The sequence below is a fragment of the Bradyrhizobium tropiciagri genome (assembly GCF_018130505.1).
In the GTDB taxonomy this organism is placed as follows: domain Bacteria; phylum Pseudomonadota; class Alphaproteobacteria; order Rhizobiales; family Xanthobacteraceae; genus Bradyrhizobium; species Bradyrhizobium tropiciagri_B.
Genome location: NZ_JAFCKH010000002.1, coordinates 543,057 through 568,794, shown reverse-complemented (window position 1 = coordinate 568,794; position 25,738 = coordinate 543,057). Strand labels below are relative to the sequence as shown.

Genomic DNA, 25,738 nt, shown 5'->3' with positions numbered 1-25,738 from the left:
GCGTGGAGCAAGGCACGCGCGCCGTAACTGCTTGCAGCACGATTGTCTCAAGACGGCGCTACGCCTTCCGCCGCTGGCCGCGCCACCATAGGCCGAAGGCAATGGTGACGGCGGCGGCGAGCGAGAACCAGGTGATTGCGTACTGCATGTGGTCGTCCTTGAGACGCACCTTGAGTGGGCCCGGCTTCGGCGTGCCGCTGTCCGGCACCGGCGTTTCCAGATCGATGTAGAACGGCGCGACCTCACCCCAGCCGAGCGCCTGCGCCATCGCGCGGTGATCGCGCGAGAACCACAGCCGCTTCGCGGCATCCGGCTTCGGCGTCAGCCGGCCCGGCGGCTCGGGAAACCGGATGTAGCCCGAGAGCGCGACGGGTTCGCCGGTGACGAGGCGCCCGGTGACGCGATCCTCGAAGGCGCGGTCCTGCATCGTGTTCTGCACGAAGCCCGTGTTGATCACGACGGTCTCGCCGCTCGAGAGCTTCGCCGGCAGGAACGCCCAGGTGCCTGGGCCGGCGATGTCGTCGCGCACCGCGGAACCGGAGCTGTAGACCATGGCGTCCGGCAGCTTCGCATAGGTGGCGGTGAGGGTGACGCGGCGGAATTCATCCTTCTCGGATGTCGTCGTCGGCCAGGCCGACGGCGGCGGCATCACCTCGGGCGCGGCTGCCAGTTTGGTCTCGAGCGTCGCGATCAGCGCGTGCTTCTGGACCCGGCGCTGCAACTGCCAGACGCCGAGGCAGATACAGACCGCGATCAGGATCAGGGTGAAGATGCCGAAGCCGGCGGCACTCGGCCGGCGGGTTGCTGTGTCGTTCATTTATTTCGGTTCGCGCTGGATCAACTGGCCTTCGGCCGCCTTGTGGTGGAATTGCAGCGCGATCAGGAGCGCTTTCATCGAACGCAGCGGCAGGATCGTGGTCACCACGATCAGCGGCAGCCACAGCGCCGCATGAACCCAGAACGGCGGCTGGTACTTCACCTCGACGATCAGCGCCGCCGCAACCACGATGGCGCCGGCCAGCATGATGATGAAGACCGCCGGGCCGTCGCCCGCATCGATGAAGGCGTAGTCGAGGCCGCAATTCTCGCAGGCCGGCGCCAGCGTCAGGAAGCCCGCATACAGTCTGCCCTTGCCGCAGCGCGGGCAGCGGCAGGCGATGCCGCGCACGGCGCTCTGGGTCACGGTGGGCAGGGGCTCGGTCATCGGTTCTCTTGTTGGAGCGCTCAAAAGCAAAAGGGGCGGCCGTTCGGCCGCCCCCTCTTAGCACGTCGGAGGTGCGGTCAGTGCGCGCCGTGCGCCATGGCTTCGGCGCCGCGGCCCCACACGTAGATGCAGACGAACAGGAACAGCCAGACCACGTCGACGAAATGCCAGTACCAGGCGGCGAACTCGAAGCCGAGGTGCTGCTTCGGCGTGAAGTGGCCGGCATAGGCGCGGAACAGGCAGACCAACAGGAAGATGGTACCAACCAGCACGTGAAAGCCGTGGAACCCGGTCGCCATGAAGAAGGTCGAGCCGTACACGTTGCCGCCGAACGAGAACGTCGCGTGGGCGTACTCATAGGCCTGCACGCAGGTAAAGCAGGCGCCGAGGATGACGGTCAGGATCAAGCCCTGCTTGAGGCCCTGGCGGTCGCCCTCCAGCAGCGCGTGATGCGCCCAGGTCACCGTGGTGCCCGAGGTCAAGAGCAGCAGCGTATTGAGCAGCGGCAGATGCCAGGGGTCGAAGGTCTCGATGCCCTTCGGCGGCCAGGTGCCGGGGACGCTGCAAGCGCCCATCGCCGTGCCGGGACCGCAGCCGAACACCGCATCGCGCGTGGCATGCACTGCGTCGGCCGGGAACAGCGCTGAATTGAAGAACGCCCAGAACCAGGCGACGAAGAACATCACCTCGGAGGCGATGAACAGGATCATGCCATAGCGGTGGCTGATCTGCACCACGCGGGTGTGGTCGCCCTTGTACTGGGCTTCCTTGATCACGTCGCCCCACCAGCTCGCCATGGTGTAGAGCACGCCGATGGTGCCGATGCCGAACACGATCGGGGCGCCGGAGTACATGTGATGCATCCAGCCGATCGCGCCGAGCGCCATGATGAAGGCCGACACCGAGCCGACCACCGGCCACGGGCTCGGATCGACCAGATGGTAGTCGTGATGCTTGACGTGCGCCTCAGCCATTGCCGCCTCTCCATTCGCGTGCCGCAAGGCACGTCTTAACTCTCATCGTTATCTCTCGACCATGATCCCGCGCAACCGCCCCGCGTTCGCGCCGATCATGCCCGCATCACAAATTGCCCTTGCGCTGATCCGCCTCGCCCGCCGCCACCGGCTTCGGCGCAGCATCGCGCACCGGGAAGAAGGTGTAGGACAAAGTGATCGTCTTCAGCGTGTCGTTCTCGCTGTCTTTCGCCAGCGCCGGATCGACATAGAACACCACGGCCATCTCGCGCTTCTCGCCCGGCGCCATGGTCTGCTCGGTGAAGCAGAAGCAGTTGATCTTCTGGAAGTAGGCTCCGACCGTCAGCGGCGCGACGTTGTAGGACGCCTGGCCGGTCGTGGTGCGCGCCGACTGGTTGGTGACGGTGTAGTAGACCGTGACCACCTGGCCGATCTTGACGTCGATCGTGTTCTGCTCCGGCTCGAACTTCCAGGGCAGGCCGGGCGCGACGTTGGAATCGAAGCTGACGGCGATGGTGCGATCGAGCGGCGCTTCCGTCGGCGCCGAGGTCGCGACCTGGGTGGTGCCGTTGAAGCCGGTGGTGCGGCAAAACCAGTTGTAGAACGGCACCGCGGCGTAGGACGCGCCGACCATCAGCACCACGACGAAACCGCAGATCGAGGCGACTACTGCATCGCGCGTCAGCGTGCGGCGCGTGACCTCGGTGCGCTGGCGCGCGGCGCCCTCGCCGTTCGGATCCTGTGTGGGGGGCTGGTTCGCCATCTCGCTCATAGCGGCCGCACCAGCACGGCCGGCCCCTTGACGATGGTGACCGCGAAGAACAGCACGACCAGGATGCCGAGCGCGAGCGCGATGGCGACCGAGCGCTGGCGGCGGCTCCGGAGTTGCGCCTCGGTGAGGACGATGCCTTCTGGTTCGCGTTTGTCGTCCATTGCTATCCCTTGCGCCCCCATCGTGTCCCCTACCCGATGATGACAGGCGCGATCGCGCGGATCACGACCTCGGCGAGGAGGACGGCGAACAGCGCGAACAGATAAAGGATGGAGAATGCGAACAGCCGGCGGGTGGCGCGATTGGCAGCCGTGCCCTCACGGTGGCGATAGACCTCGACGGCCAGCCACAGCATGCCGGCGCCCAGCACCAGCGAGGTGACGCCGTAGATCGCGTCGAAATAGCCGAGCGGCCAAGGTGCCAGCGCGACCGCGACCAGCACGACGGTGTAGAGCAGGATCTGCAGCCGTGTCGCGTCGGGACCGGCGACGACCGGCAGCATCGGAATGCCGGCTCGCGCATAGTCGTCGCTGCGGAACAGCGCCAGCGCCCAGAAATGCGGCGGGGTCCAGAAGAAGATGATCAGGAACAAAAGGATCGGCTCCACCGAGAGCGAGCCGGTCGCCGCGGCCCACGCCACCACCGGCGGCAGCGCGCCGGCGGCGCCGCCGATCACGATGTTCTGCGCGGTCCAGCGCTTCAGCCACATCGTGTAGATCACGGCATAGAAGAAGATGGTGAAGGCAAGCAGCGCGCCTGCCACCCAGTTGACGAGAATGCCGAGCGTCATCACCGAGAAGAAGGCGAGCGTGATGCCGAACGCGGCGGCCTCGGCCTGGGTGATGCGGCCGCGCGGGATCGGCCGGTTGGCGGTGCGCGTCATCAGTGCGTCGACATCGCCCTCATAGGCCATGTTGAGCGCACCGGAGGCGCCGGCGCCGACCGCGATGCAGAGGATCGAGGTGAAGGCCAGCACCGGATGGACGTGCACCGGCGCGATCATCAGCCCGACCAGCGCGGTGAAGATCACCAGCGACATCACGCGCGGCTTGAGCAACGCGATGTAGTCGCCCACTTCGGCCTCGGAGATCCGGGGCAACTCAATGGCGTTGTGATCGACAACCGACAAGATCAGGTCTCACTTCTCTCAAGAGGCACGGCGTACCTTGGGGTGCGCCGCGCGTTCGTTGAATTACTGCACGCGCGGCAGCACTTCGAACTGGTGGAAGGGCGGCGGCGAGGTCAGCGTCCACTCCAGCGTGGTCGCACCGGCACCCCACGGATTGTTCGCGGCCTGCTCCTTGCGGACGAAGGCATCGATCACGCCGTAGATGAAGATCAGAACGCCGATGCCCGAGATGTAGGAGCCCCAGGACGAGATCAGATTCCAGCCGGCAAACGCATCCGGATAGTCGACATAGCGGCGAGGCATGCCCGACAGACCGAGGAAGTGCTGCGGGAAGAACACCAGGTTGACGCCGATGAAGGTGAACCAGAAGTGCGCCTTGGCGATGGTCTCCGAGTACATGTAGCCGAACATCTTCGGGAACCAGTAGTACCAGCCGGCGAAGATGCCGAACACGGCACCGAGCGACAGCACGTAGTGGAAGTGCGCGACGACGTAGTAGGTGTCTTGCAGCACGCGGTCGACGCCGGCATTGGCCAGCACGACGCCGGTGACGCCGCCGACGGTGAACAGGAAGATGAAGCCGATCGCCCAGAGCATCGGCGCCTTGAACTCGATCGAGCCGCCCCACATCGTGGCGATCCAGGAGAAGATCTTCACGCCGGTCGGCACCGCGATCACCATCGTTGCGGCGACGAAGTAGGCCTGCGTCGCCGAAGACATGCCGACGGTGTACATGTGGTGCGCCCACACCACGAAACCGATGCCGCCGATCGCGACCATGGCGTAGGCCATGCCGAGATAGCCGAATACCGGCTTGCGCGAGAAGGTCGAGACGATCTGGCTGACCATGCCGAAGGCCGGCAGGATCAGGATGTACACTTCGGGGTGGCCGAAGAACCAGAACAGATGCTGGAACAGCACCGGATCGCCGCCACCGTCGGCCGCGAAGAAGGTGGTGCCGAAATTGCGGTCGGTCAGCAGCATGGTGATCGCACCGGCGAGCACCGGCAGCGACAGCAGCAGCAGGAACACGGTCACCAGGATCGACCACACGAACAGCGGCATCTTGTGCAGGGTCATGCCCGGCGCGCGCATGTTGAAGATGGTGGTGATGAAGTTGATGGCGCCGAGGATCGACGATGCACCCGCCAGATGGAGCGAGAGGATCGCGAAGTCGACCGCCGGACCCGGGTGCCCCGAGGTCGAGAGCGGCGCGTAGATGGTCCAGCCGGCACCGACGCCGTTGGCGCCCGGCTCACCCTCGACGAAGGTCGACATCAGGAGCAGCGCGAAGGACGCCGGCAGCAGCCAGAACGAGATGTTGTTCATGCGCGGGAACGCCATATCAGGCGCGCCGATCATCAGCGGCACCATCCAGTTGCCGAACCCGCCGATCATCGCCGGCATGACCATGAAGAAGATCATGATCAGACCGTGCGAGGTCACGAACACGTTGTAAGTGTGCGTCTCGTGGAAGATCTGGATGCCGGGATACATCAGCTCGGCGCGGATCGCGATCGACATCGCGGCGCCGATGATGCCCGCGATCACCGCGAACACCAGGTACATCGTGCCGATGTCCTTGTGGTTCGTGGAATAGAGATAACGCCGCCATCCGGTCGGATGATGGGCGTGATCATCATGGGCGTGATCGTCGTGTGTCGCAGCGCCAGTAGCCATGTTCCAAATCCTGCCTTGCAGTCCCTCTCGGACCTCGCGGTCCCGTCGCCCTTATTCTTCCAATCGCGCGGTCGGCCTTGAGCCTACTGCGCCGCCTCACCAGCCGAGGCGTAGGTATTCGCCGGGTTGGTCGCAAACTTCTTCTTCGCACCTTCCACCCAGGTCGCGAATTCCTGGTCGCTGACGACCCTGACCGCGATCGGCATGAAGGCGTGGTCCTTGCCGCACAATTCCGAGCACTGGCCGTAGAACATGCCGGTCTTGGTGGCCTTGAACCAGCTCTCGTTGAGGCGGCCGGGGATCGAGTCGATCTTCACGCCGAAGGCCGGCACCGCAAAGGAGTGAATCACGTCGGCGCCGGTGGTCTGAATCCGCACCACCTTGTTGACCGGGACGACCATCTCGTTGTCGACGCCGAGCAGACGGGGCTGCTTGTCCTTGTCGAGCAGCGAGTCGAATTCGAACTTGCCGTTATCCGGGTAAGCGTAGGACCAGTACCACTGCTTGCCGGTGACCTTCACCGTGAGATCCGGCTTCGGCACGTCGAGCTCGAGGAACAACAGGCGGAACGACGGCACCGCGATGCCGACCAGGATCAGCACCGGAATCAGCGTCCACGCCACCTCGATCAGGGTGTTGTGGGTGGTCTTGGAGGGGACCGGGTTGGCCTTGGCGTTGAACTTCATCACCACGATGACGAGCAGCGCCAGCACGAACAGCGTGATGACGGTGATCAGCACCAGCAGGAAGTTGTGAAACCAGATGATGTTTTCCATCACCGGGGTCGCGGCTTCCTGCAGCGTGTGCTCCCACGGCGCCGGCTGCCCCAATTCGGCGGATGCCGACCCTGCGGCGACACACGCCATGCCCGCCACCGCAAATCCCAGCAATTGTCGGCCCATCCGGCCAATCGACATCTTCATGCCGCTCGCGCTCCCTAGATATTTCCCCAACGCATTCCCGGCGCCCTGGCCGGAAATACGGCACGATCCGCCCTGCCAAACGGCCTACCCGGTCGTACCCGTCGTCGAGTCAAGGTGGGTACGGGAGCCAGATCGCTAGAACGCGTCGAAATCCAGCCTCTCAAACCATAATTCGCAGGCGCTCGCAATGCAGTAGTGGGGCCGCAAGCCATGCGCGCGTGGCTAACCTGCCGACCTCAATTTTTCCCGCAAAATCAAGCGAAAGTCTCCGAAACAATGCCGCACGCAGTTGACAGGCGGATTACCGGATGTACCCACATGCGGGGCACCCCGGAGGAACTTGATTCGCGACGGGGCGCCCCAATCCGGCGCGGGAATGGCTGCAAGATCGCCTTCAAGGCGCCGTCATTGCGGTATCAGTCGGCTTTCGAGCATGGTCCGGAACAGCGGAGACCGGTTCTCCGAAAGATCATGCTCAAACAAGTAGATGAGATCATGATGCGATCCTTGAAGCGCGTTATGATCGAGCGTGCTACCGGCGGCCGGAACGGCCGGACCCAACTTATTCAGAGGATCGACCCGGATGGGCGCTTCGTACATTCAGGCAAGACGTCCCATACTGCCGGGCTGGCTCGGCAGCCTGGTTGTGGCCGCGTGCCTGCTCGGCCTGACGCAGGCGGCAAACGCGCAGGGCGCGGTCCGCTCGGTGCATGGTGACTGGCAAATCCGCTGCGATACGCCGCCGGGCGCGCAAAGCGAGCAGTGCGCGCTGATTCAGAGCGTTGTGGCGGAAGACCGCTCCAATGCCGGGCTGACCGTGATCGTGCTCAAAACCGCCGACCAGAAGAGCCGCTTGATGCGCGTGGTCGCGCCGCTCGGCGTGCTTCTACCCTCCGGCCTCGGCCTGAAGCTCGACAATCAGGACGTCGGCCGCGCCGGATTCGTGCGCTGCCTGCCGAACGGCTGCGTGGCGGAGGTCGTGATGGACGACAAGCTGCTCGGCCAGCTCAAGAACGCCAAGACCGCGACGTTCATTATCTTCGAAACGCCGGAGGAGGGTATCGGCTTTCCGCTCAGCCTGAACGGGCTGTCCGAGGGCTATGACAAATTGCCCTAGTGCGGAATATAGTCATAAAAACACGCTCCGTAGCCCGGATGGAGCGCAGCGTAATCCGGGAACGGCGTTCGCCGCGTGAGAGACTGCCCCCGGATTGCGCTTCGCTCCATCCGGGCTACGGCGTCCCGGATCGTCGCCCGATGACGACAAAATCGGTGACGACAAGGTGAAGACCGCGGCGGGCTGACACGATCGTCGGCACGGCTGCCGCCTCTCCCGGTTGACCGGTGCGCACACTATCTTTTGAAGTCGCCGTCCGGGTCCCGAAGCGGGGCCGGCAGCCGCAGATTTCCGGGTTGTAAGGTGAGTTTGCCGCTCATCTCTGCTTCAATCGCCGGAAATCCTGGCTGCAGGTTCCCCCACTGGCGTTCAGCTGCGCTTCGGGCAAGGATGGCAGGACCTCGCACTGCTTCGGAGTGACCATGACCAATCCCGCCACGACCTCCCTGCTCGACCGCGCCAATCTCGACCGCGATGCCGTTCGCCGCGAGCTGACGCGCGGACTTGCCGGCGCCGATGACGGCGAGCTGTTCCTGGAGTTCGGGCAGACCGAGGCGCTGGTGTTCGACAACGGCCGGCTGAAGCAGGCGACCTACGACACCTCGCAGGGCTTTGGCCTGCGCGCCGTCAAGGACGACGCGGTCGGCTATGCGCATTCCTCCGACGTCTCGATCCCGGCGCTGATCCGCGCGGCCGACGCGGTCGCTGCGGTGCGCGGCGGCTATTCGGGCAGCTTCGCCGCGGCGCCGGCCCACACCAACGTCAAACTCTATGGCGACGAGAACCCGCTCGATGCGCCCGGCTTCGAAGCGAAGGTAAAACTGCTCGGCGAGATCGACGCCTATATCCGCGACAAGGATCCGCGGGTGCGGCAGGTCTCCGCCAGCCTCACCGCAACCTGGCAGGTGGTCGAGATCCTGCGGCCGGACGGCGAGAGCTATCGCGACATCCGCCCGCTGGTGCGCGTCAACATCTCCGTGGTCGCCGGCCAGGGCGACCGGCAGGAGAGCGGCAGCAAGGGCTATGGCGGCCGCGAGGGCTATGCCCGCTTCATCGAGACCAAGGCCTGGCGCGACGCCGCCGACGGCGCGTTGCGCGAAGCGCTGGTCAACCTGGAATCGGTGCCGGCGCCGGCCGGCGAGATGGATGTGGTGCTCGGCGCCGGCTGGCCCGGCGTGATGCTGCATGAAGCCGTCGGCCACGGGCTCGAGGGCGACTTCAACCGCAAGCAGACCTCGGCCTTTGCGGGATTGATGGGCAAGCAGGTCGCGGCCAAGGGCGTCACCGTGGTCGATGACGGCACCATGGCCTCGCGCCGTGGCTCGCTGTCGATCGACGACGAGGGCACGCCGACCAACCGCACCGTGCTGATCGAGGACGGCATCCTGGTCGGCTACATGCAGGATCGCCAGAACGCGCGCCTGATGGGCATGAAGCCGACCGGCAACGGCCGGCGGCAGAGCTACGCCCATGTGCCGATGCCGCGCATGACCAACACCTACATGCTGTCGGGCGACCGCGACCCGGCCGAGATCATCAGCTCGGTGAAGAAGGGCATGTATGCCGCCAATTTCGGCGGCGGCCAGGTCGACATCACCTCGGGCAAATACGTGTTCCAGTGCACCGAGGCCTACATGATCGAGGACGGCAAGCTCGGCGCGCCGCTGAAGGGCGCCATGCTGATCGGCAACGGGCCGACCGATCTCCACAGGATCACCATGATCGGCAACGATCTTGCGCTCGATACGGGAATCGGCACCTGCGGCAAGAACGGTCAGGGCGTGCCGGTCGGCGTCGGCCAGCCGACGTTGCGGATGGAACGGATTACGGTCGGAGGAACAGGCTAGTGAGCAGCGGAAACGAGGTGGCGACGGCGAAGCCGAAGCAATCGACCTGGCGCGGCCAGGCCGCACAACTGGTTGCGATCGTGGCCGTCGTGTTCCTTGCCAAGGGCGCGATCGCCGAGCCGTTCTACGTGCCGTCAGGCTCGATGGAGCCGACGCTCTTGATCGGCGACGCGCTGGTCGCCTCGAAATATCCCTATGGCTACGGCGCGGCTTCGCTGCCGATCCAGATCACGCTGCCGGAGACCGGCCGCGTGTTCGGCGAGACACCGAAGCGCGGCGATGTGGTCGTGTTCCGCTGGCCGGGCGACCGTTCGCAGGCCTGGGTCAAGCGCGTGGTCGGACTGCCCGGCGACCGCATCCAGATGCGGCAGGGCCAGCTCTTCATCAATGACCGCCCGGCAGCGCTCAAGCCCGACGGCACCGGCTTCGCCGAAGACGATCGCGGCGGCGGCGAGGACGCCAATCGCTATATCGAGACGCTGCCGAACGGCGTCAGCCACGCGATCTTCAAGATCCGCGACAACGGCCGGCTCGACAACACCGCCGAAGTGACCGTGCCGCCCGGCAAGCTGTTCGTGCTCGGCGACAACCGCGATAATTCCGCCGACAGCCGCGTGCCGGTGCGCGACGGCGGCGTCGGCCTGCTGCCGATCGACAATCTGATCGGCCGCGCCGACGCGGTGGTCGGGTCCTGGGACATGGGCATCCGCAGCCAGCCGATCTACACGTGGTTCTCCGGCTTCCGCCTCGCCCGGTTCTTCACCTCGGTGCAGTGAGCCAAGGTCTTGTAGCTTCGTAGCCCGGATGGAGCGAAGCGAAATCCGGGACCGCTCTGACCGCGGATAGACCGTCCCGGATTGCGCTTCGCTCCATCCGGGCTACAGCTCTCGCGAGGGCGGTGGCCGTGACCTTCGACGACATCAGGCACATCGCGCTGACGTGGCCCGAGGTCGAGGACGGCACCTCCTACGGCACACCGGCGCTGAAGGTGCGCAAGAAGCTGCTGGCGCGGCTGAAAGAGGACGGCGACAGCCTGGTGATGCCGGGCGTGCCGCCCGACGAGCGCGACATGCTGCTCGATCGCCAGCCCAAGGTGTTCTATTTCACCGATCACTACCGCGATTATCCGATCGTGCTGATCCGCCTGTCGCAGGCGACGCGCACGACCGTCGAGCCGCTGCTGCGCCGGCACTGGCGCACGCTGGCTTCGAAGAAGGCGGTGAAGGAGTATGACGAGCTGTAGCCGCCGTCATTGCGAGCGAAGCGAAGCAATCCATCTCACGGCATAACGGATCGATGGATTGCTTCGCTTCGCTCGCAATGACGGTTGAGACATGAATGCATGACGCAAGAAGAATTCCTCACGGCCGCGCTTCGCAACCCGGCCAATCGCGCCATTACCGACGAACTGCGTCGCCTCGCGCTGCCCGACGCGTGGCTGGTCTCCGGCTGCCTGGTGCAGACCGTGTGGAATGTGCTGACGAACCGGCCGCTCGATCACGGCATCAGCGACTATGACGTGTTCTATTTCGATCCCGACACCTCATGGGAGACCGAGGACGCCATGATCCGCGAACTGCAGGCGCGGCTCGGCGAGCTCGGCGTCGCGATCGAGGCGCGCAACCAGGCCCGCGTCCATCTCTGGTATCCCGAGAAGCACGGCCTGCCCTACCCGGCGCTGTCGCGCACGTGCGACGGCATCGACCGCTTCCTCACCGCGACCACGCAGATCGGCATCCGCCGCAGCGGCGGCGGTTACGACGTCTATGCGCCGAACGGATTTGCTGACGTCGCCGGCATGATCGTGCGGCCGAACCGGTCAGCGAATTTTTCCGCAGCCAACTACGCGACAAAGGCGGCGCGCTGGAAGGCGTTGTGGCCGGAGATCACGGTGCTGGCCGCGGAGTGAGGTCGGCACTTGTAGCCCGGATGCAGCGAAGCGTAATCCGGGGCAGGTCCATCCGCGGCACGAGCCGCCCCGGATTGCGCTTCGCTCCATCCGGGCTACGGGTCTCAGCGCACCACGCCCGACGTGAACCCCGCCTTGCGGCGCGGCGGCTTGATCTCTTTCTTCAGGAAGCAATGCGCGGTGCGGCCGGTATAGCCGGGACGGGCGTAGGTCCAGGCGCGGCACTTGTTGTCGGAGGTGCAGGCAGCCTGGCAGGCCTCGTCGCCGTCGCTGGTCTTGAGCTCGAAATTCTTGTAGTCGCCGCCGAAGCGGTCGATCGAGCTTTCGATCGCGCCGTTGCGCGGCTCGACCACGCCGGCGCCACGCACGCCGGAGACGCAGCAGGAATCCGGCACCCGCGGAGGTACCGTGTTCTTGAGCCAGCACACGGCGCCCGCCGCGACGTCGGTCGGATAGTTGAAGCTCCAGGCACGGCAGCGGCGGTCGCGCTCGCAGGCCAGCGCACAATCGGCGGGATCGCCCGTGGCCACCGGCGAGTTCGAATAATCGCCGCCGGGCCGGTCGAAGGCGGACTGCGCCAGTGCCGGGCGCGCGACGACGAGCGCCGCAAAAATTGCGAACGTCGCCACACACGCCCGGAAGAGGCGGCCTATCGCCATGAGATTGCTTTCAAATTCGCGCAGCCCCGCGCCATCTCGCGGGCCGTCATTTGAACGCCATGAACCTGTACGGCGGATGAACGGCAGGGTGCGCAGGACGCGACATCCGGCATCTTGCCGCCACCGTCGCGGGCGGCAAGGTCAGCCTTATCAGGACCGAACGGGCTAGAACGCGTATTCCGAATACGCCGGTTCCACCGAGCCCTTCCAGGCCCCGTTGAACTTCTCCAGCATCTCCTCGGCCGGCGAGCGGCCGGTTTCGATGATGCGCTCGAGCGGCTCGAGGAAGCGGCTCTCGTCGCGGCCGAGATGGTCGATCCGGCCGCGCCGGCGCAGGCCGGCATGGGACAGGATCAGGCACTCCTTGGCGATCTCGAACAGATAGCGGTCCTTGATCCGCGCCTTGAAGCCGAAGCGCGGCACATCATCGCGCAGCGCCTGCCGCTCCGGCGCGGTCCAGTGCCGCACGATGTCCCAGGCGGCATCGAGACTGTCATTGTCGTAGAGCAGCCCGACCCAGAATGCCGGCAGCGCCGGCAGACGGCCCCACGGCACGCCATCGGCGCCGCGCATCTCCAGGTACCGCTTCAGCCGCACTTCGGGGAAGATGGTCGACAGATGGTTGGCCCAGTCCGACAGCGTCGGGCGCTGGCCGGGGAACGCCTTGTTCTTGCCGGCGAAGAAATCGCGGAACGAGGAGCCGGAGACGTCGATGTAGTCCTCGCCGCGCTTGACGAAATACATGGGAACGTCGAGCGCGTAATCGACATAGCGCTCAAAGCCCATGCCGTCCTCGAATGCGAACGGCAGCATGCCCGAGCGCGCATTGTCGGTGTCGCGCCAGATCTCGGAGCGGAACGACAGGAAGCCGTTCGGCTTGCCCTCGGTGAACGGCGAGTTGGCGAACAGCGCGGTCGCGACCGGCTGCAGCGCCAGCGACACCCGCAGTTTCTTGACCATGTCGGCTTCGGAGGAGAAGTCGAGATTGGTCTGCACCGTGCAGGTCCGGAACATCATGTCGAGGCCGTATTTGCCGACCTTCGGCATGTAGTTGCGCATGATCTTGTAGCGGCCCTTCGGCATCACCGGGATCTGCTCCCGCGACCAGGACGGCGTCATGCCGAGACCGAGGAAGCCGATACCCAGGGGAGTGGCGATCTCGCGCACCTGCGCGAGGTGCGCCATCAGCTCCGACTGGGTCTGGTGCACGGTCTCGACCGGCGCGCCGGACAATTCGAACTGCCCGCCCGGCTCCAGCGAAATCGCACCGCCGCCGGTGACATCATAGAGCCCGATGATGTTGCCGCGCTCCATGATCGGCTCCCAGCCGAGCAGCAGCTTCATGCCCTCGAGCAGCGCGCCGATGCCCTTGGCGCCCGCATAGGGCACGGGCTCGTGGCCGTCGAGCGTGAACGGCGTCTTCTCGTGCTCGGTGCCGATCCGGAATTCGGACTCCGGCTTCACGCCCGCTGCAATCCACGCCACGAGTTCGTCGCGCGACTCAAGCGGCGTCATGTCGATCTGGTCACGCGCCATACGAAATCCAACTCAAGGGCGCTTCGATCGAAGTCGCGCAGTGGCAGGGACATCCGCGCGCCGGAACGGCCGCGGATGATGGGGTCAAGACTATCATCGGGCCGGCACGCCGTCTCGCGGCGGCGCCGGCTTGGTTTCGCTCTTCGCCTCGGCCTTTGCCTCGCCTTTCGCGTCAGCGCAAGAGCAACCAAGACGGTCGAGCAGGCCGCAGAGCCGGGCGGCCTCGGCATCGGACAATTTGGAGCCGACATGCTTCTCGATCGCGGCGGAATAGGCGCTCCACATCCGCTTCTGCAGCTCGCGTCCGGCTTCGGTGATCTCGACGAACTGCCCGCGCTTGTCGATCTTGCATTCGCGGCGGGCGGCAAGCCCCTCGTCGACCAGTTTGTCGATCAGCCGCGAGGTCGAATATTGCGGGATCAGCATCTGCCGCTCGAGCTCGACCGGGCGCAGCTCGCCGGACGGCGCGCGCGATAGCTCGAGCAGGGCATCGTACCAGGCGAGCGGCGGATAGCCGGCCTTCTTCAGATCCTGCTCGACGCAGTCCAGCACCCGGCTCGGCACCCGCATCAGGCGGATCCACGCGGCGGTCGCCTCGGTCGATAGCTTGCGTTTCATGGTCTGGCTCATAAGCTCCCGGCGCAGAGTGTACCGCACTGAATGCATCTGCATCAATCTTGACTATTCCATGCAGGTGCATGTAGGCAATCCCTCTCCGGCCGCCAAGAACAAGGGAAGGAATACCCCCATGAAGCTTTATTACTCCCCCGGTGCCTGCTCCCTCTCCCCCCATATCGCCCTGCTCGAAGCCGGGCTGCCCTACGACCTCGTGAAGGTCGATCTGCGGGCCAAGAAGCTCGAAAACGGCGAGGATTTCTGGCAGGTGAACCCGAAGGGCCAGGTGCCCGCGCTGGCGCTGGAAAGCGGCGAGATGGTCACCGAAGGGCCGATCATCATCCAGATGATCGCCGACAAGGTGGCCGACAAGAAGCTGGCACCGGCCCGCGACTCCAACGAGCGCTACAAGCTGCTCGAATGGCTGAACTACATCACCACCGAGCTGCACAAGAACCTCGGCCCGATGTTCTCGCCGGTGCTCGCCGACGATGCCAAGGCGTTCTTCAAGGACCGCGCGATGGGCAAGTTCAAATATATCGAGAGCCAGCTCGCCGGTCGCGATTATGTGATGGGCAGCCAGTTCACCGTCGCCGACGGCTACCTCTTCACCATGATCATGTGGGCGACCGACCGGCTCGGCTTCGATTTCTCAGGCCTGCCCAACCTGACCGCCTACAAGGCCCGCGTCGCCGCGCGCCCGAAGGTGCAGGAAGCGCTGAAGAAGGAAGGCCTGCTGAAGGCGGCGTGAGGTTTTCGCACGCACGAACAGCGAAAGGGCCGGATCGATGATCCGGCCCTTTTTATTTACGCGAGATGCGTAGCCCGGATGGAGCGAAGCGCAATCCGGGACCACACCAACCGCGGCAAAACCTGCCCCGGATTTCGCTGCGCTCCATCCGGGCTACGGAGGCTGCCTGTTACTCCGCGGCCTGCGCCGCCGGCTTCTTCGGCGGGAAGCGGCCGTAGAAGGTTTCGCCCTTGGCGGCCATCTCCTCGAGCAACTTCGGCGGCGTGAAGCGTGAGCCGTACTTCTTCTCGAAGGTGTGGCAGAGCTCGACGAAGTTCCTGGTGCCCATGAAGTCGATATAGGACAGCGCGCCGCCGGTGAACGGCGCGAAGCCGAAACCGAGGATCGAGCCGACATCGGCCTCGCGCACGTCGGTGATGACGTGGTCCTCGACGGTACGGGCAGCTTCCACCGCCTGCGCCACCAGGAAGCGCTGCTTCAACTCCTCGACGCTGAGCGTATCAGGATCGAGCTGCTTCGGCTGCAGCGCCGCAAGCCCCGGCCACAGGCTCTTCTGGCCCTTGCCCTTCTCGGGATAGTCGTAGAAGCCCTTGCCGTTCTTGCGGCCGAAGCGGCCCTGCTTCTCGACCATCTCGACCATCAGCTTCTTTTGCGCCTGGTCGACCGCATTGGGACCGAGATCGGCCTCGGTCGCCCTGGTAATCTTGAGGCCGAGGTCGAGCGCGACCTCGTCCTGCAGCGACAGCGGCCCGACCGGCATGCCGGCCATCTTGGCGGTGTTCTCGATCATCGCCGGCGGCACGCCTTCGAGCAGCATCTCGTTGCCTTCGCCGATGTAGCGCATCACCAGGCGATTGGCGAAGAAGCCGCGGGAATCGTTCACCACGATCGGCGTCTTGCCGATGGCGCGGACATAATCCAGCGCGGTCGCCAGCGCGACGTCGCCGGTGTTCTTGCCGAGGATGATCTCGACCAGCATCATCTTCTCGACCGGCGAGAAGAAGTGGATGCCGATGAATTTGCCCTGGTCTTTGAACTCTTCGGCCAGCGAGTTGATCGGCAAGGTCGAGGTGTTGGAGGCGAACACCGCGCCCGATTTGAGCAGCGGCTGCGCCTTGGCGTAGGTGTCGGCCTTGACCTTGCGGTCCTCGAACACCGCCTCGATGACGAGGTCGCAATCGGAGATCGCGTTGTAGTCCGATGTTGCCGAGATGCGCGCGAGAATCGCCTCGCCCGCCTCGGCCTTCATGCGGCCCTTGGCGACCTGGCCGTCGACCACGCTCTTGGCGTGACCCTTGCCCTTGTCGGCGCTCTCCTGGTCGCGATCGACCAGCACGACGTCGATGCCGGCCTGCGCCGAGACGTAGCCGACGCTGGCGCCCATGAATCCGGCGCCGATCACGGCGAGCTTCTTCACCTTGGTCGGCGGCACGCCGGCCGGGCGGCGCGCGCCCTTGTTCAATTCCTGCATCGACAGGAACAGCGAGCGGATCATCGCCGCCGCTTCCTTCGAGCGCAGCACCTTGGTGAAGTAGCGCGACTCGACGCGCAGCGCGGCGTCGATCGGCAACTGCAGGCCTTCATAGACGCAGCTCATGATGGCGCGCGCGGCCGGATAATTGTCGAAGGTCTCGCGGCGGTAGATTGCGTTGCCGGCCGGGAACATCTGCATGCCCATCTTCGAGAAGACGGGGCCGCCGGGCAGCTTGAAGCCCTTCTCGTCCCACGGTGCGACGGCCTTGCCGCCGCCCTTGATCCAGTCCTTCGCGGCCTTGATCAGGTCGGCGGCGGGAACGATGGCGTGGATCAGATTGAGCGCCTTGGCGCGGTCGAGCTTGACCGCCTCGCCCTTGAGCAGCAGCGTCATCGCATCCTGCGGCGGCACGAGGCGCGGCACGCGCTGGGTGCCGCCGGCGCCCGGGAACAGGCCGACCTTGATCTCGGGCAAGCCGAGCCGGGTCTTCGGATTATCGGCCGCGACGCGGTAGTGGCAGGCCAGCGTGACCTCGAAGCCACCGCCGAGCGCAAGGCCGTTGATCGCAGCGACCCACGGCTTGCCCGAGGTCTCGATCGCGCGGAACGCCAGCGACATCTGCCGGCTCTGCTCGAACAGCATCTGGTTGGCGGCTTCCTCGCCCTTCTCCTTCAGGAGCCTGGCGTAGGCATGGTTCATACCCTCGAGCATCGAGAGGTCGGCCCCAGCACAGAAGGCCTCCTTGGCCGAGGTGATGACGACGCCCTTGATCGCGGCATCGCTCGTCGTCTGCTTGATGATCTCGCCGAGCTCCTGGTTGGAAAGCTCGTCGAACACGTTCATCGAGCGGCCCGGAATGTCCCAGGTGACCAGCGCAATGCCGTCGGCGTCGGTCTCGAACTTGAAATTCTTGAAAGCCATGTTGCTCGCTCCCCTCGCCTTACACGCGCTCGATGATCGTCGCGGTGCCCATGCCGCCGCCGATGCACAGCGTGACCAGCGCAGTCTGCTTGTTGGTGCGCTCAAGCTCGTCGAGCACGGTGCCGAGGATCATCGCGCCGGTGGCGCCGAGCGGATGGCCGAGCGCGATCGCGCCGCCATTGACGTTGATCTTGGCATTGTCGATGTCGAACGCCTGGATGTAGCGCAGCACCACCGAGGCGAAGGCTTCATTGAGCTCGAACAGGTCGATATCCGACTTCTTCATGCCGGAGCGCTCGAACAGCTTTTCGGTGACGTCGACCGGGCCGGTCAGCATCATCGCGGGCTCCGAGCCGATATTGGCGAACGCGCGGATCTTGGCCCGCGGCTTCAGGCCGTGTTTCGCACCGGCCTCCTTGCTGCCGAGCAGCACCGCGCCGGCGCCGTCGACGATGCCGGAGGAGTTGCCGGCGTGATGCACGTAATTGACCTTCTCGACCTCGGGATGCGACTGGGTCGCCACCGCGTCGAAGCCGGCCATCGCCGCCATCGCCGCGAATGACGGCTGCAGCTGCGCCAGCGACTGCATCGTCGTGGTCGGACGCATGTGCTCGTCCTTGGCGAGGATGGTCAGGCCGTTGATGTCCTTCACCGGCACCACCGACTTGCTGAAGCGGCCCTCTTCCCAGGCCTTGCCGGCGCGCTGCTGGCTCTGCACCGCGTACGCGTCGACGTCATCGCGGGAGAAACCGTATTTGGTCGCGATCAGATCGGCCGAGATGCCCTGCGGCATGAAATAGGCCGGCACCGCCATCGACGGGTCCATCGGCCAGGCGCCGCCGGAGGCGCCGATGCCGACGCGGCTCATCGATTCGGCGCCGCCGCCGATCACGAGCTCATGCTGGCCTGCCATGATCTGCGCGGCGGCAAAGTTGACGGCATCGAGTCCGGAGGCGCAGAAGCGGCTGATCTGCACGCCCGGCACTTTTTCACCGAGACCCGCCTTCAGCGCGGCGAAGCGCGCGATGTCGCTGCCGGCCTCGCCGACCGGATCGACCACGCCGAGCACGACGTCGTCGACCGAATCCTCGGGCAGGTTGTTGCGGTCCTTCAGCGCCTTCAGCGGCACCGTGGCGAGCGCCAGCGCGGTGACCTCGTGGAGCGCGCCATCGGCCTTGCCGCGGCCGCGCGGGGTGCGAACGTGATCGTAGATATATGCCTCAGGCATGACGCCCTCCTTGATATGAGGATCATAATATATAACCGAAGGAAGCGCCGCCGCAGAGGGTGCGGCGGCAATTTTTCAGAACGCTTCCGCAGCCAGTTCCATCGTGGTGGCGCTGCCGCTCTGGATCCGGGCCAGGTGCACCGCGGTCTCCGGCAGCAGCTTCTCCATGAAGAAGCGGCCGGTCACGAGCTTGGTAGTCAGATATTGCGAGGCGTCGCCGGCGGCGATCTTGTCCTGCGCCACCTTGGCCATCTTCGCCCACATATAGGCCAGCGCGACGAGGCCGAACAATTTCATGTAATCGGTCGCGGCAGCGCCGGCATTGTCGGGCTTGGCCAGCGCGTTCTGCATCAGCCAGCCGGTGGCCTGCTGCAGATGGCCGAGCCCTGACGACAGCGGCGTGATGAACGGCTTCATCGCCTCGTCGCCGCCATGCTCCTTGGCATAGGCGCCGACCTCGCCGAAGAACGCCATCGCGGCGCGGCCGCCGTCGCGCGGCAGCTTGCGGCCGACCAGATCGAGCGCCTGGATGCCGTTGGCGCCCTCATAGATCATCGCGATGCGGGCATCGCGCACGAACTGCTCCATGCCCTGTTCGGCGATGTAGCCGTGGCCGCCATACATCTGCTGCGCCGAGACGGTGTTGGCGAAGCCGGTGTCGGTCAGGACACCCTTCAGCACCGGCGTGAGCAAGCCCATATGGTCGTCGGCGGCCTGGCGATCCTTGGGATCATCCGAGCGATGCGCAACGTCGCTCTTCAGCGCGGTCCAGATCACCATGGCGCGCGCCGCCTCGTTGAAGGCGCGGATGGTCAGCAGCGTGCGGCGCACGTCGGGATGCACGATGATCGGGTCAGCCGGCTTGTCGGCCTCCTTCGCGCCGGTCAGCGAGCGACCCTGCAGGCGCTCGCGCGCATAGGCCACCGCGTTCTGATAGGCGACCTCGGACTGCGCGAGGCCTTGCACGGCGACGCCGAGGCGAGCCTCGTTCATCATCACGAACATGCCCTGCATGCCCTTGTTCTCTTCGCCGATCAGCCAGCCGGTGGCGTTGTCGTAGTTCATCACGCAAGTGGAATTGCCGTGGATGCCCATCTTGTGCTCGATCGAGCCGCAGGACACGCCGTTGCGCTGCCCCAGCGAGCCGTCGGCATTGACCAGCACCTTCGGCACGACGAACAGCGAGACGCCCTTGATGCCGGCCGGCGCGCCTTCGATGCGCGCCAGGACAAGATGGATGATGTTCTCGGTGAGGTCGTGCTCGCCGGCGGAGATGAAGATCTTGGTGCCGGTGATCTTGAAGCTGCCGTCCTGCTGGCGCACGGCCTTGGTGCGCAGCAGGCCGAGATCGGTGCCGCAATGCGGCTCGGTCAGGTTCATGGTGCCGGTCCATTCGCCGGCGACCATCTTCGGCACATAGGTCTTCTTCTGCTCGGGCGTGCCGTGCACCAATAGCGCGGCGGTCGCGCCCATGGTGAGGCCGCCATACATCGAGAACGCCATGTTGGCGGAGATCTGGAATTCGTTGACCGCCTGCGACAACGTCACCGGCAGGCCCTGCCCGCCATATTCAGCCGGCGCCGACAGGCCGAGCCAGCCGCCTTCGGCGACCTGCTTGAAGGCGTCCTTGAAACCCTTCGGCGTGGTGACGCTGGCGTCGTCGTTGCGCTTGCAGCCTTCGAGATCGCCGACGCGATTGAGCGGCTGCAGCACTTCCTCGCTGAGCTTGGCGGCTTCGCCGAGGATCGCTTCGCGCACATCGGCCGACGCATCGGTGAATCCTGGAAGATTGTCGTAGCGATCGATCTGGAAGACGTCGTTGAGCAGGAAGCTGACGTCCTCGACGGGGGCTTTGTAGATCGGCATGCTGGTCTCCCGGCTGGCCCGCGATCGCATTCGCGACGGACGCTGCGCAGCTTTTTGTCTGGTTTGTTGGAACGGACCTTATCCGGTTCCGGAGGTCCGCGGCAGGTACTATCGGGACTGTGATTGCGGCGTAGCGCCGCCTTGCTGCTTCATCAGTTCGGCGCCCATCATCTGGTGCAGCAGATTGATTGCCTTGAGCGGACGCACCATCACCTTGAAATGCGTGATGCGGCCGTCGCCATCAAACGTGATGATGTCGACGCCGTTGAGCTTGATGCCCTCGATCTCGTTCTCGAACTCGAGCACCGCGCCGGTGGCGCTGGTCCACTCGCCCGTATATTTGAAGGTCGGACCGCCGAGCACCTTGGCGGCGCTGGTCAGGTATTTGAAGGTGATGTCGCGGCCGCGCTGCGGCGTGTGCACGACCGGGCTTTCGAACACTGCATCTGGATGCAGCAGGTCCCACAACGCCGAGGTGTCGTGGGACTTCATGTAGGCGTACCACTTGTCGAGGCCCGGCTTGCTCATTCGGACGTCTCCTGCGGCGAGGTTGGGAAGCCTGAACGGGCGCGTGCCATCAGGCGGCACGCCCATCACCATATGCATATTGACGCATATGCACAGTAACGCATAAAGTCAAGCGAACTTCAGGACGGCCTAGGGAACCCAGATGGAGGTGGGCGTTGGCACTCGGTGACGCAATCCTCGCATGCCTCACGGAACGTCCGATGACGGGCTACGAGCTCGCCAAGACCTTCGATGCCTCGATCGGCTTCTTCTGGAAGGCCGACCACCAGCAGATCTACCGGGAGCTGTCGCGGCTGCGCGACAAGGGCCACGTCCAGGGCCGCGAGGTGGTTCAGACCGGCAAGCCCAACAAGCTGGTCTACACCCTGACGGTCGAGGGCCGCGCGGCGCTAAAACATTGGGCGGCGCGGCCGAGCGTGCCGCCTTCGATCAAGGATGACCTGCTGGTCCGGCTCTACGCGCTCGACGGCGTCGACATCGAGGCCCTGCGCACCGACTTGATGGCGCGGCTGGAGCACCATCGCGACCGCTGCGAGCGCTACGAGCGCATGCTCAACAAGCGTTTCCCCGACGGGGTCGCGCCGCCGGCCGACCTCGGCAAGATGCTCAACCTTCGCCTCGGCATGCGCCACGAGCGCGTCGTGGTGGAGTGGTGCGAGGAGGCGCTCGACGCGCTCTCGGCGATGGCCCATCGCGGCAACGTGCTGCCGCTCGACGACGGCAGGCGCGAGAGCAACGCGTAGAAGCAAATTGCTGTCCTGTTCCGGCGCAACAGGTTCCCGGATTCCTAACTTTAAACCTCCGCGGCCGCATTCCTTAACCCGTTATTTACCGTGACGGGAAAAAGTCGGGAGCTGAGGCAGACGCCCCGCGCAGAATTCGATTGTCTCTTAACCGGGATGCGCGGGGAGGCTGCGGGCGCAGGGTGTAGCGCCGGAGTCGGGACCGGACGGAATCATGAATTCGCGCGTATCGTGGAGTGTTGACGGCATCGATCCCTCCGTCCGCGAAAGGGCTGAGGCGGCGGCTCGCCGCGCCGGCATGTCGCTGAACGAGTGGCTCAACTCCACTGTCGGCGAAGCCAGCCCGCCGGATTACCGGGCCGCCCAGGAACAGCAGCAACCGGCGATGCCAAGCCGGGAGAGCCGCGAGGTCGCCGATATCCATCAGCGGCTCGACGCCATCACCCGCCAGATCGAACAGATTGCCAAGCCGATGTCGCGCGGCGAGGCCGTGCGCGCCGAGGTGCCGCGCGGCCAACCCGCCGTCGCCCGGCAGCTCAACGACGCCATCTCGCGCCTCGATGCGCGGCTGTCGCAGATTTCGAAGCCGCAGCCCGTGCGCGAAGCGCAGTCCCAACCCGTGCGCGAGGTGCAGCCCCAGCCCATGCGCGAGCCGCCGCCCCAGGCGGTGCGCGAGCCGCCGATCCAGATGCGCGAACCCGCGATCCAGGAGCGGATGCAGCAGGAGCGATTGATGCAGGAGCGGCTGCGCCAGACCGAGATGGTCGAGCGCGCCGCCGCACAGGTCTACCGCGCCTCGCCGCCGCTCAGCCCGGCGTCGTTCGACTTTGCGATCGCGGAGATTACCGCGCGGCAGAACGAGCTCGACGAGCCCGCGCCGCGGCAGGCGCCGCCGCGCAGCGCGCCGATGCCGCCTCCCGCGCCGCCGATCGGCGCCTATGCGCCGTCGCCGCCACCGCCCACGCCGAGCGGGCCGGATTTCTCCGCGCTCGAGCGCCACCTGCTCAAGATCACGAGCCAGATCGAGGCACTGCAGCGGCCCGACCAGGTCGAGCAGTCGATCGCCGCGTTCCGCGGCGAACTCGCCGAAATCCGCCAGGCCATCACCGAAGCGATGCCGCGCCGGGCGATCGAATCGATCGAGAACGAGATCCGCTCGCTGCACCGGAGGATCGACGAGATCCGGCAGGAAGGCAGCAACAGCCACGGCCCGGCGATCGCCGGCATCGAACGCGCGCTGTCCGAGATCCGCGAAGCGCTGCGCACGCTGACCCCGGCCGAGCAGCTCACCGGCTATGACGAGGCGATCCGCAATCTCGGCGCCAAGCTCGACACCATCCTGCGCGCCAATGACGATCCGTCGACCGTGCAGCAGCTCGAGGGCGCGATCGCGGCGCTGCGGGCGATCGTCTCCAACGTCGCCTCCAACGACGCGCTGCTGCGGCTGTCCGAGGACGTGCATGCGCTGTCGTCGAAGGTCGACCAGCTGTCGCAGATGTCGCGCGGCGACACCGCAAGCGACGCCTTCGCCGTGCTGGAGCAGCGCATCGCCGCGCTGGCCTCGACACTGGAAAGCCGCCAGGCTCCGGCCGGCTATGAGAATTCCGACGCGATCGAAGGCGCGGTGCGCGCCCTGTCGGAGCGGATCGACCGTCTGCAGGTCGGCAACGACAGCGCCTCCGCGTTCACCCATCTCGAACAGCGCGTGTCGTATCTGCTCGAGCGCCTCGAGGCGACCGACCAGCGCACCAGCAATCTCGGCCGGGTCGAGGAAGGTCTGCATGACATCATGCGCCACCTCGAGGCCCAGCACGCCCATATCGCCTCGCTCGCCGACGCCACGCGTAATATGGGCGGCGCGCAGCAGCCGATGATGGATCCCGGCATCGTCGACCTGATGAAGCGCGAGCTGTCGGACATCCGCTTCAGCCAGTCGGAGACCGATCGCCGCACCCAGGATTCGCTGGAGACGGTTCACAACACGCTCGGCCATGTCGTCGATCGCCTCGCGATGATCGAGAACGATCTGCGCACGGTCCGGTCAGCGCCGCCGGCACCGGAGCCGCCGCCGTCGCGCATGGAGGTGCCGCGCGCTGCGGCGCCGCAGCCGAGCCAAGAGAGCTACAGGCCCGAGACCTACGCGCCCGAAACCTACCGGACCGAATCGTACAAGCCCGACTCCTACAAGCCCGAACTGCCCAACCCGGCGCTGGCGCAGGAGCATTTTGCCGCTGCCTCGCGCGAATTCCACGCCGCGCAGCCGAGTGTCGCCACACCGCCGCCGCTGGTGCCCGCGACGCCGCGCGCGATCAGCGAGATTCTCGAGCCGCATACCGCGCCCGCGCGTCCCGCGCTCGCGCCGGAGCTGCCGCCGGATCACCCGCTCGAGCCGGGCACCCGCCCGTCGGGACGTGCGTCCTCGCCGTCGGAGCGGATCGCCGCGTCGGAGAACGCGATCAGCGATCTGCCGGCCGGCAAGAAGGAGCCGGTCTCGACCTCGAGCTTCATCGCCGCCGCGCGCCGCGCCGCGCAGGCCGCCGCCGCCCAGCCGGTCAACGAGAAGGCGGCACGCGCCGCCAGCAAGGCTGCAGCGAAGGCCAAGGCGAAGGACGACAAGGCCGCGAAGGCCGCTGCGATCAAGGTTGAAGCACCCGAGCAGAGCCAGGGCTCGACCATCACCTCGAAGATCCGCTCGCTGCTGGTCGGCGCCAGCGTGGTCGTGATCGTGCTCGGCGCGTTCAAGATGGCGATGAACATGCTCGACACCGGCACTCCGACGCTGGGGTCCGCGATCGAAAGAAGCGAGCCCGCGATGGCTCCGGCGCAGCCGCCGGCCGAGAATCTCACCGTGCCCGCGCCGGCAGCGCCGTCGTCGGCGCCCGGCCCCTCGATGACCTCGCCAACCCCGCTCGACCGGCAGTCCAACAACACGCCGGCACCGAACACGCTGGATGCCGCGCAGGTCGCGATCCCGCAGGCGATCCCCTACGCCAATATGCCCGCTCCCGCGGCGGTCCCTGTCGCCGCGCCGCCGGCGAGCAATGACGTCACCGGCGCGATCCCGGTCGCAGTGGCCCCGCCGCTCGGCGGCAAGCTCGCCACGATTCAGATTCCGGCCGGCGAGAAGCTGCCCGACGCGATCGGCGGACCGGTGCTGCGCGCCGCGGCGCTGAAGGGCGATGCCGGCGCGGCCTACGAGGTCGGCCTGCGCTTTGCCGAGGGCAAGGGCGTCGCCGCCAATCTCGACGAAGCCGCCAAATGGTATAACCGCGCGGCGCAGGCCGGCGTGATCCCTGCGATCTTCCGGCTCGGCACCTTCTACGAAAAGGGCCTCAGCGTGAAACGCGACTTCGACGTCGCGCGGCGCTATTACGTGCAGGCCGCCGATCGCGGCAACGCCAAGGCGATGCATAACCTCGCCGTGCTCGACGCCGACGGTGGCGGCAAGGGCGCAGACTACAAGAGCGCGGCGCAGTGGTTCCGCAAGGCCGCCGACCGCGGCGTCGCCGACAGCCAGTTCAACCTCGGCATCCTCTATGCCCGCGGCATCGGCGTCGAACAGAACCTCGCCGAATCGTTCAAATGGTTCAGCCTCGCGGCCGCACAGGGCGACGCCGACGCCGGCCACAAGCGCGACGACATCGCCAAGCGGCTCGACGCGCAGTCGCTGGCGGCGGCCAAGCTCGCGATCCAGACTTTCACCGCCGAGCCGCAGCCGAGCGATGCGATCGGCGTGCAGGTCCCGCCCGGCGGCTGGGATGGCGCCGCCGTTCAGCCCGCCGCCGCCAAGCCGGCCAAGCCGCCAGCGAAGCGGACCGCCGCGCTGACTGCCGCCCACTAAAGACCGTCGCGACGCCACCTG

23 protein-coding genes are annotated in these 25,738 nt (G+C 66.0%); 8 read left to right on the top strand and 15 right to left on the bottom strand.

Translation table 11 applies throughout. The annotated features are described in order from the left end of the window. Positions 1-58: 58 nt before the first annotated feature. From JQ633_RS06930 to coxB, 8 genes are all read right to left on the bottom strand, one after another. On the bottom strand, positions 59-817 hold the full coding sequence (locus JQ633_RS06930; protein WP_211983809.1) for an SURF1 family protein: 759 nt from the start codon (positions 815-817) through the stop codon (positions 59-61). Continuing rightward, positions 818-1,204 (bottom strand): DUF983 domain-containing protein, encoded by a 387-nt coding sequence (locus JQ633_RS06925; protein WP_211983807.1) that lies wholly within the window; start codon positions 1,202-1,204, stop codon positions 818-820. A 77-nt stretch (positions 1,205-1,281) separates the two neighbouring features. Beyond that, positions 1,282-2,178 carry a cytochrome c oxidase subunit 3 gene (locus tag JQ633_RS06920; protein ID WP_211983805.1) on the bottom strand — a complete coding sequence of 299 codons (897 nt, stop codon included), beginning with the start codon at positions 2,176-2,178 and terminating at the stop codon, positions 1,282-1,284. 106 nt (positions 2,179-2,284) lie between these two features. Beyond that, positions 2,285-2,941 (bottom strand): cytochrome c oxidase assembly protein, encoded by a 657-nt coding sequence (locus tag JQ633_RS06915; RefSeq protein WP_211983803.1) that lies wholly within the window; start codon positions 2,939-2,941, stop codon positions 2,285-2,287. Between the two features lie 5 nt (positions 2,942-2,946). Beyond that, positions 2,947-3,111, bottom strand: coding sequence for a CoxF protein (locus JQ633_RS06910; RefSeq protein WP_211983801.1), 165 nt, complete (start codon positions 3,109-3,111; stop codon positions 2,947-2,949). Between the two features lie 29 nt (positions 3,112-3,140). Continuing rightward, positions 3,141-4,079 carry a heme o synthase gene (locus JQ633_RS06905; protein ID WP_211983799.1) on the bottom strand — a complete coding sequence of 313 codons (939 nt, stop codon included), beginning with the start codon at positions 4,077-4,079 and terminating at the stop codon, positions 3,141-3,143. 63 nt (positions 4,080-4,142) lie between these two features. Continuing rightward, positions 4,143-5,759, bottom strand: coding sequence for a cytochrome c oxidase subunit I (ctaD, locus tag JQ633_RS06900; protein WP_211983797.1), 1,617 nt, complete (start codon positions 5,757-5,759; stop codon positions 4,143-4,145). Positions 5,760-5,842: 83 nt separating this feature from the next. After that, positions 5,843-6,682, bottom strand: coding sequence for a cytochrome c oxidase subunit II (coxB, locus tag JQ633_RS06895; RefSeq protein WP_211983795.1), 840 nt, complete (start codon positions 6,680-6,682; stop codon positions 5,843-5,845). 583 nt (positions 6,683-7,265) lie between these two features. On the opposite strand from coxB, the gene JQ633_RS06890 reads away from it, so the two are divergent. From JQ633_RS06890 to JQ633_RS06870, 5 genes are all read left to right on the top strand, one after another. Then, positions 7,266-7,799 carry an invasion associated locus B family protein gene (locus tag JQ633_RS06890; RefSeq protein ID WP_249158881.1) on the top strand — a complete coding sequence of 178 codons (534 nt, stop codon included), beginning with the start codon at positions 7,266-7,268 and terminating at the stop codon, positions 7,797-7,799. Between the two features lie 422 nt (positions 7,800-8,221). Continuing rightward, positions 8,222-9,646: a metalloprotease TldD gene (gene tldD / locus JQ633_RS06885; protein ID WP_211983793.1), complete on the top strand. Its 1,425-nt coding sequence runs from the start codon at positions 8,222-8,224 to the stop codon at positions 9,644-9,646. Then, positions 9,646-10,422 (top strand): signal peptidase I, encoded by a 777-nt coding sequence (gene lepB, locus JQ633_RS06880; RefSeq protein ID WP_211983791.1) that lies wholly within the window; start codon positions 9,646-9,648, stop codon positions 10,420-10,422. The genes tldD and lepB overlap by 1 nt, the downstream gene beginning before the upstream one ends. Before the next feature lie 128 nt (positions 10,423-10,550). After that, positions 10,551-10,889 carry an MmcQ/YjbR family DNA-binding protein gene (locus JQ633_RS06875; protein WP_211983789.1) on the top strand — a complete coding sequence of 113 codons (339 nt, stop codon included), beginning with the start codon at positions 10,551-10,553 and terminating at the stop codon, positions 10,887-10,889. Between the two features lie 99 nt (positions 10,890-10,988). Further along, positions 10,989-11,555, top strand: coding sequence for a nucleotidyltransferase family protein (locus JQ633_RS06870; RefSeq protein WP_211983781.1), 567 nt, complete (start codon positions 10,989-10,991; stop codon positions 11,553-11,555). A gap of 104 nt (positions 11,556-11,659) precedes the next feature. Here the strand turns inward: JQ633_RS06870 and JQ633_RS06865 are convergent, their stop codons facing one another. The 3 genes from JQ633_RS06865 to JQ633_RS06855 form a co-directional block, all read right to left on the bottom strand. Then, positions 11,660-12,214, bottom strand: a complete 555-nt coding sequence (locus tag JQ633_RS06865) for a PAN domain-containing protein (RefSeq protein WP_211983779.1) — start codon at positions 12,212-12,214, stop codon at positions 11,660-11,662. A gap of 165 nt (positions 12,215-12,379) precedes the next feature. Further along, on the bottom strand, positions 12,380-13,750 hold the full coding sequence (locus JQ633_RS06860; protein WP_211983777.1) for a glutamate--cysteine ligase: 1,371 nt from the start codon (positions 13,748-13,750) through the stop codon (positions 12,380-12,382). Between the two features lie 93 nt (positions 13,751-13,843). Further along, entirely contained in the window at positions 13,844-14,368 is a 525-nt protein-coding gene (locus JQ633_RS06855) for a MarR family winged helix-turn-helix transcriptional regulator (RefSeq protein ID WP_211983775.1), read from the bottom strand. Positions 14,369-14,498: 130 nt separating this feature from the next. Between JQ633_RS06855 and gstA the strand changes: the two genes are divergently transcribed. Next, positions 14,499-15,116: a glutathione transferase GstA gene (gene gstA, locus JQ633_RS06850; protein WP_211983773.1), complete on the top strand. Its 618-nt coding sequence runs from the start codon at positions 14,499-14,501 to the stop codon at positions 15,114-15,116. 169 nt (positions 15,117-15,285) lie between these two features. On the opposite strand, the gene JQ633_RS06845 is transcribed toward gstA, so the two are convergent. The 4 genes from JQ633_RS06845 to JQ633_RS06830 all read right to left on the bottom strand — a co-directional run bounded on the left by JQ633_RS06845 (position 15,286) and on the right by JQ633_RS06830 (position 21,133). Next, positions 15,286-17,511, bottom strand: coding sequence for an FAD-dependent oxidoreductase (locus JQ633_RS06845; RefSeq protein ID WP_211983771.1), 2,226 nt, complete (start codon positions 17,509-17,511; stop codon positions 15,286-15,288). A gap of 19 nt (positions 17,512-17,530) precedes the next feature. Continuing rightward, entirely contained in the window at positions 17,531-18,739 is a 1,209-nt protein-coding gene (locus JQ633_RS06840; protein WP_211983769.1) for an acetyl-CoA C-acetyltransferase, read from the bottom strand. Between the two features lie 75 nt (positions 18,740-18,814). After that, on the bottom strand, positions 18,815-20,605 hold the full coding sequence (locus tag JQ633_RS06835) for an acyl-CoA dehydrogenase C-terminal domain-containing protein (protein ID WP_211983767.1): 1,791 nt from the start codon (positions 20,603-20,605) through the stop codon (positions 18,815-18,817). A gap of 108 nt (positions 20,606-20,713) precedes the next feature. Further along, positions 20,714-21,133: a nuclear transport factor 2 family protein gene (locus JQ633_RS06830; RefSeq protein ID WP_211983766.1), complete on the bottom strand. Its 420-nt coding sequence runs from the start codon at positions 21,131-21,133 to the stop codon at positions 20,714-20,716. A 155-nt stretch (positions 21,134-21,288) separates the two neighbouring features. Between JQ633_RS06830 and JQ633_RS06825 the strand changes: the two genes are divergently transcribed. Next, positions 21,289-21,876: a PadR family transcriptional regulator gene (locus JQ633_RS06825; protein ID WP_211983764.1), complete on the top strand. Its 588-nt coding sequence runs from the start codon at positions 21,289-21,291 to the stop codon at positions 21,874-21,876. A 214-nt stretch (positions 21,877-22,090) separates the two neighbouring features. Further along, complete coding sequence (locus JQ633_RS06820) at positions 22,091-25,717, top strand: tetratricopeptide repeat protein (protein WP_211983762.1); 3,627 nt, start codon at positions 22,091-22,093, stop codon at positions 25,715-25,717. Positions 25,718-25,738 lie beyond the last annotated feature (21 nt).

Excerpts from the sequence above, each read along its gene's own strand:
- JQ633_RS06920 (WP_211983805.1), bottom strand. The coding sequence starts at position 2,178 with ATGGCTGAGGCGCACGTCAAGCATCACGACTACCATCTGGTCGATCCG.
- JQ633_RS06890 (WP_249158881.1), top strand. The coding sequence starts at position 7,266 with ATGGGCGCTTCGTACATTCAGGCAAGACGTCCCATACTGCCGGGCTGG.
- JQ633_RS06915 (WP_211983803.1), bottom strand. The coding sequence starts at position 2,941 with ATGGCGAACCAGCCCCCCACACAGGATCCGAACGGCGAGGGCGCCGCG.
- JQ633_RS06865 (WP_211983779.1), bottom strand. The coding sequence starts at position 12,214 with ATGGCGATAGGCCGCCTCTTCCGGGCGTGTGTGGCGACGTTCGCAATT.
- JQ633_RS06835 (WP_211983767.1), bottom strand. The coding sequence starts at position 20,605 with ATGCCGATCTACAAAGCCCCCGTCGAGGACGTCAGCTTCCTGCTCAAC.
- JQ633_RS06840 (WP_211983769.1), bottom strand. The coding sequence starts at position 18,739 with ATGCCTGAGGCATATATCTACGATCACGTTCGCACCCCGCGCGGCCGC.
- JQ633_RS06870 (WP_211983781.1), top strand. The coding sequence starts at position 10,989 with ATGACGCAAGAAGAATTCCTCACGGCCGCGCTTCGCAACCCGGCCAAT.
- JQ633_RS06820 (WP_211983762.1), top strand. The coding sequence starts at position 22,091 with ATGAATTCGCGCGTATCGTGGAGTGTTGACGGCATCGATCCCTCCGTC.
- ctaD (WP_211983797.1), bottom strand. The coding sequence starts at position 5,759 with ATGGCTACTGGCGCTGCGACACACGACGATCACGCCCATGATGATCAC.
- coxB (WP_211983795.1), bottom strand. The coding sequence starts at position 6,682 with ATGAAGATGTCGATTGGCCGGATGGGCCGACAATTGCTGGGATTTGCG.
- gstA (WP_211983773.1), top strand. The coding sequence starts at position 14,499 with ATGAAGCTTTATTACTCCCCCGGTGCCTGCTCCCTCTCCCCCCATATC.
- JQ633_RS06930 (WP_211983809.1), bottom strand. The coding sequence starts at position 817 with ATGAACGACACAGCAACCCGCCGGCCGAGTGCCGCCGGCTTCGGCATC.
- JQ633_RS06910 (WP_211983801.1), bottom strand. The coding sequence starts at position 3,111 with ATGGACGACAAACGCGAACCAGAAGGCATCGTCCTCACCGAGGCGCAA.
- tldD (WP_211983793.1), top strand. The coding sequence starts at position 8,222 with ATGACCAATCCCGCCACGACCTCCCTGCTCGACCGCGCCAATCTCGAC.
- JQ633_RS06830 (WP_211983766.1), bottom strand. The coding sequence starts at position 21,133 with ATGAGCAAGCCGGGCCTCGACAAGTGGTACGCCTACATGAAGTCCCAC.
- JQ633_RS06860 (WP_211983777.1), bottom strand. The coding sequence starts at position 13,750 with ATGGCGCGTGACCAGATCGACATGACGCCGCTTGAGTCGCGCGACGAA.
- JQ633_RS06925 (WP_211983807.1), bottom strand. The coding sequence starts at position 1,204 with ATGACCGAGCCCCTGCCCACCGTGACCCAGAGCGCCGTGCGCGGCATC.
- JQ633_RS06855 (WP_211983775.1), bottom strand. The coding sequence starts at position 14,368 with ATGAAACGCAAGCTATCGACCGAGGCGACCGCCGCGTGGATCCGCCTG.
- JQ633_RS06845 (WP_211983771.1), bottom strand. The coding sequence starts at position 17,511 with ATGGCTTTCAAGAATTTCAAGTTCGAGACCGACGCCGACGGCATTGCG.